3 protein-coding genes are annotated in these 4,606 nt (G+C 60.1%); 1 reads left to right on the top strand and 2 read right to left on the bottom strand.

Annotated features, from left to right (window positions below; genetic code table 11):
- Positions 1 to 75 precede the first annotated feature (75 nt).
- Both QMX86_RS27415 and rimO read right to left on the bottom strand, forming a co-directional pair.
- On the bottom strand, positions 76 to 549 hold the full coding sequence (locus tag QMX86_RS27415; RefSeq protein ID WP_110645929.1) for a GNAT family N-acetyltransferase: 474 nt from the start codon (positions 547 to 549) through the stop codon (positions 76 to 78).
- A gap of 321 nt (positions 550 to 870) precedes the next feature.
- Positions 871 to 2,208 carry a 30S ribosomal protein S12 methylthiotransferase RimO gene (gene rimO / locus QMX86_RS27410; RefSeq protein ID WP_282387588.1) on the bottom strand — a complete coding sequence of 446 codons (1,338 nt, stop codon included), beginning with the start codon at positions 2,206 to 2,208 and terminating at the stop codon, positions 871 to 873.
- A 289-nt stretch (positions 2,209 to 2,497) separates the two neighbouring features.
- Between rimO and QMX86_RS27405 the strand changes: the two genes are divergently transcribed.
- Positions 2,498 to 4,399 carry a potassium transporter Kup gene (locus QMX86_RS27405; protein ID WP_282387586.1) on the top strand — a complete coding sequence of 634 codons (1,902 nt, stop codon included), beginning with the start codon at positions 2,498 to 2,500 and terminating at the stop codon, positions 4,397 to 4,399.
- The last annotated feature ends 207 nt before the right edge of the window (positions 4,400 to 4,606 follow it).

Here is a 4,606-nt window from a genome sequence, read left to right as displayed (position 1 = left end):
TGCCAGTCTATGTGTGCAGTGACTGGTACACCGCATTCGCGAGCAGGCTCGCTCCCACAGGGGTTCCATGGTGTGTCAGCCGTTGCCTGAGCGCTGTTGGGACTGCCGCAAGCGCATATGCAGCAGCGGATACGGCTGGCCCATGCCATCGACCTCGGAGCGGCCGATCACTTCAAATCCCTGCTTTTCATAAAATCCCAAGGCTTGCGGGTTCTGCTCATTGACGTCGAGTTCATCGGCGTTGAGCCGTTCGATCGCATATCGGAGCAGCTGCTTGCCCAAGCCTTGGCCACGATGATCAGGATCGATGAACAACATTTCAATCTTGCCCGCCGCCACACCGGCAAACCCGGTGATGCGCTGCTGGCGGTCCTTGGTGCAGATCAGCATGACCGCATCGAGATAGCGGGTGAGCACCAGATTGCGCAGCAGCTCGATGTAGCTGTCCGGCAGGAACTGGTGAGTCGCACGGACCGAGGCCTCCCAGACCCGGGTCAGTTCTTCGTAATCGCTGATTTTCGGTGTGTGGATAACCGAATGCTGACGCATGTGCGTGTGCCTCTTGTGCGGTTCAAGGGAGTCCGTCCCCCGCTAAACGATAGCCGCAAAAAAGCCCCGTATCTCGGAAAAGAGCGGGGCTTTTTGGATTTGTTGCGGTGTCTGGCTGGCTATTTCTGTCGCCAGCAAGATCTCTCCCCCTCACCCCAACCCTCTCCCCCAGAGGGGGCGAGGGGGAAGGGAGCTGAACTTCGTGCTTTTCAAACCTGAGTTCGACCGGATAGCTCAGGTCGATGTACCTAGAAAGAACAACACGGTCAGCCCCCTCTCCCTCTGGGAGAGGGCTGGGGTGAGGGGCTTTTGATCTTCAGATCAGATCTGCTCAGCCCACAGATCATATTCGTCAGCGTCAGTCACCTTGCACCAGACCTTGTCACCCGGCTTCAAATTGCTGCCGTTATCAATAAACACGTTGCCATCGATTTCCGGGGCGTCGAAGAAGCAACGGCCGACCGCACCTTGTTCGTCAACCTCGTCCACCAGCACTTCAATCTCACGACCGATGCGCATTTGCAGGCGTGCCGAGCTGATCGCCTGCTGGTGCGCCATGAAGCGTTCCCAACGGTCCTGTTTGACGTCGTCCGGTACCACTTCCAGATCCAGATCATTTGCTGGCGCGCCGTCAACCGGCGAGTACTGGAAGCAGCCGACGCGGTCGAGCTGGGCTTCGGTCAGCCAGTTGAGCAAGTACTGGAAGTCTTCTTCGGTTTCGCCCGGGAAGCCGACGATGAAGGTCGAACGGATGATCAGTTCCGGGCAGATTTCGCGCCAGTTCTTGATGCGCGCCAAGGTCTTGTCTTCGAACGCCGGGCGTTTCATCGACTTCAGGACTTTCGGGCTGGCGTGCTGGAACGGGATATCCAGGTACGGCAGGATCTTGCCGGCGGCCATCAGTGGAATCAGCTCGTCGACGTGCGGGTACGGATAAACGTAATGCAGGCGGACCCAGACGCCCAGCGTGCTCAGTGCTTCGCAAAGCTCGGTCATGCGGGTTTTCACTGGCGCGCCGTTCCAGAAACCGGTGCGGTATTTCACATCAACGCCGTAAGCGCTGGTGTCTTGCGAGATCACCAACAGCTCTTTAACGCCGGATTTGACCAGGCGCTGGGCTTCGTCGAGCACATCGCCAACCGGACGGCTGACCAGTTTGCCGCGCATCGACGGGATGATGCAGAACGAGCAGCTGTGGTTGCAGCCTTCGGAAATCTTCAAATACGCGTAGTGGCGCGGGGTCAGCTTGATGCCTTGCGGCGGCACCAGGTCGATCAGCGGGTTGTGATCCTGACGCGGCGGCACCACTTCGTGCACGGCATTGACCACTTGCTCGTACTGCTGCGGGCCGGTCACGGCCAGCACGCTCGGGTGCACATTGCGGATGTTGCCTTCTTCCACGCCCATGCAGCCGGTAACGATGACCTTGCCGTTTTCCTTGATCGCTTCGCCAATCACTTCCAGCGACTCAGCCTTGGCCGAATCGATGAAACCGCAGGTGTTGACCACTACGACGTCGGCGTCCTGATAGGTGGACACCACGTCATAGCCTTCCATGCGCAGCTGGGTCAGGATGCGCTCGGAGTCGACCAGTGCTTTCGGGCAACCCAGAGATACAAAGCCAACCTTTGGATTGGCCGGCGCAGGAGTGGTGGACATGTCTAACCTCGGTGTTTTGTGACGTCGCTTGCTTGGTGCGCAAGCCGACGGATGGGCGCTTAGGGCGCGCCTCTGATCAAAAAGTGCGCAATTCTAGCGGCGGGCAACGCACTTGACCAGCTTTATACGGGGAAATACGACGAGTGCTGCGCTATGCTTCGCGCCGTTGAGCTTTACCGATTTCTTGCAGTCAATCATTGGTCTGTAACAACAGGTAAAACAGCGCATGCTGCAACTCAAAGCATAGTGCTTCCTTCAAAGAAGCCGGTATCGAGATCAGGAGTGTTGGATGGGTCAGGCAAGTAGTCATGCGGCGGGCGCCGAGGGTTCGGCAAGCAGACCGCTGAGCATGCTGGTCGCGGCAGTCGGGGTAGTTTATGGCGACATCGGCACAAGCCCGTTGTACACCCTCAAGGAAGTGTTTTCCGGCGGTTATGGTGTGCCGGTCAATCACGACGGCGTGCTGGGCATTCTGTCGTTGATCTTCTGGTCGCTGATCTGGGTGGTCTCGATCAAGTACATGATGTTCGTCCTGCGCGCCGACAACCAGGGCGAGGGCGGCATCATGGCCCTGACGGCACTGGCACGGCGGGCAGCGGCGGGGCGCAAGCGCCTGCGCACGCTGTTGGTGGTGTGCGGGCTGATTGGTGCGGCGCTGTTCTACGGCGACAGCATGATCACCCCGGCCATTTCGGTGCTGTCGGCGATCGAAGGCCTCGGCCTGGCGTTTGAAGGCATCGATCACTGGGTGGTGCCGCTGTCGCTGGTGGTGCTGGTCGCGCTGTTTCTGATCCAGCGCCACGGCACCGCGCGGATCGGCATTCTGTTCGGGCCGATCATGGTCACCTGGTTCCTCGTCCTCGGCGCGCTCGGTGTGTACGGCATCAGCCACACCCCGGAAGTGCTGCACGCACTGAACCCTATGTGGGCGGTGAATTTTTTCGTCGTGCACACAGGCATGGGCGTCGCAATTCTCGGCGCGGTAGTGCTGGCGCTGACCGGCGCGGAAGCGCTGTACGCCGACATGGGCCACTTCGGCCGCAAGCCAATCGCTCGCGCCTGGTTCCTGCTGGTGCTGCCGGCGCTGGTGCTCAACTACTTCGGCCAGGGCGCATTGCTGCTGGAAAACCCTGACGCCGCGCGCAATCCGTTCTACCTGCTGGCACCGAGCTGGGCGCTGATTCCGCTGGTCGGCCTGTCGACCCTGGCCACGGTGATTGCCTCGCAAGCGGTGATTTCCGGCGCGTTCTCCCTGACCCGTCAGGCGATCCAGCTCGGTTACATCCCGCGCATGTACATCCAGCACACCTCTAGCGACGAACAAGGCCAGATCTACATCGGCGCGGTGAACTGGGCGCTGATGGTCGGTGTGGTCCTGTTGGTGCTGGGCTTCGAATCCTCCGGTGCACTGGCCTCGGCCTACGGCGTCGCAGTGACCGGCACTATGCTGATGACCACCATTCTGGTGTCGGCGGTCATGCTGCTGCTGTGGAAATGGCCACCGATTCTCGCGGTTCCGGTGCTGCTCGGCTTCCTGCTGGTGGACGGCCTGTACTTCGCCGCCAACGTGCCGAAGATTGTGCAGGGCGGCGCCTTTCCGGTGATCGCCGGTATCGCCCTGTTCGTGCTGATGACCACCTGGAAGCGCGGCAAACAGCTGCTGGTCGAACGCCTCGACGAAGGCGCGCTGCCGCTGCCGATCTTCATCAGCAGCATCCGCGTGCAACCGCCGCATCGCGTACAGGGCACCGCCGTGTTCCTCACCGCCCGCTCCGACGCCGTGCCCCATGCCTTATTGCACAACCTGCTGCACAACCAGGTGCTGCATGAGCAAGTGGTGTTGCTGACGGTGGTTTACGAAGACATCCCGCGAGTACCGCCATCGCGGCGCTTCGAAGTCGAAGCGCACGGTGAGGGTTTCTTCCGGGTGATCCTGCATTTCGGTTTCACCGACGAGCCCGACGTGCCGCAAGCGCTGAAGCTGTGTCATCTGGATGATCTGGATTTCAGCCCGATGCGCACGACCTACTTCCTCAGCCGTGAAACGGTGATTGCTTCGAAACTCGAGGGGATGGCGCGTTGGCGTGAGGCGCTGTTTGCGTTCATGTTGAAGAATGCCAATGGCAATTTGCGGTTCTTTAATCTGCCGCTGAACCGAGTGATTGAGTTGGGGACGCAGGTGGAGATGTAAGCCTGGCCTCAACTGAAAAGCCCCTGTCAGCCTTGTGGTTGGCGGGGGCTTTTTTGTGCCTGTGCCCAATCCCTCAAACCACCGCCGATTCCCTGTGGGAGCGAGCCTGCTCGCGAAGGCGTAGTGTCAGTCGAAGCATGTGGTGGCTGAACCACCGCATTCGCGAGCAGGCTCGCTCCCACAGGGTATTGGGTTGAATCAAGAGGT

Origin of the sequence: Pseudomonas sp. PS01270 (assembly GCF_029959775.1) — a bacterium.
Lineage (GTDB): Bacteria > Pseudomonadota > Gammaproteobacteria > Pseudomonadales > Pseudomonadaceae > Aquipseudomonas > Aquipseudomonas atacamensis.
Note: the sequence above shows the minus strand (reverse complement) of the source record. Positions and strands in the feature narration are given on the sequence as shown.

What these genes read in the sequence shown, in the direction of transcription:
- QMX86_RS27405 (WP_282387586.1), top strand. Translation starts at nt 2,498, where the DNA reads ATGGGTCAGGCAAGTAGTCATGCGGCGGGCGCCGAGGGTTCGGCAAGC.
- rimO (WP_282387588.1), bottom strand. Translation starts at nt 2,208, where the DNA reads ATGTCCACCACTCCTGCGCCGGCCAATCCAAAGGTTGGCTTTGTATCT.
- QMX86_RS27415 (WP_110645929.1), bottom strand. Translation starts at nt 549, where the DNA reads ATGCGTCAGCATTCGGTTATCCACACACCGAAAATCAGCGATTACGAA.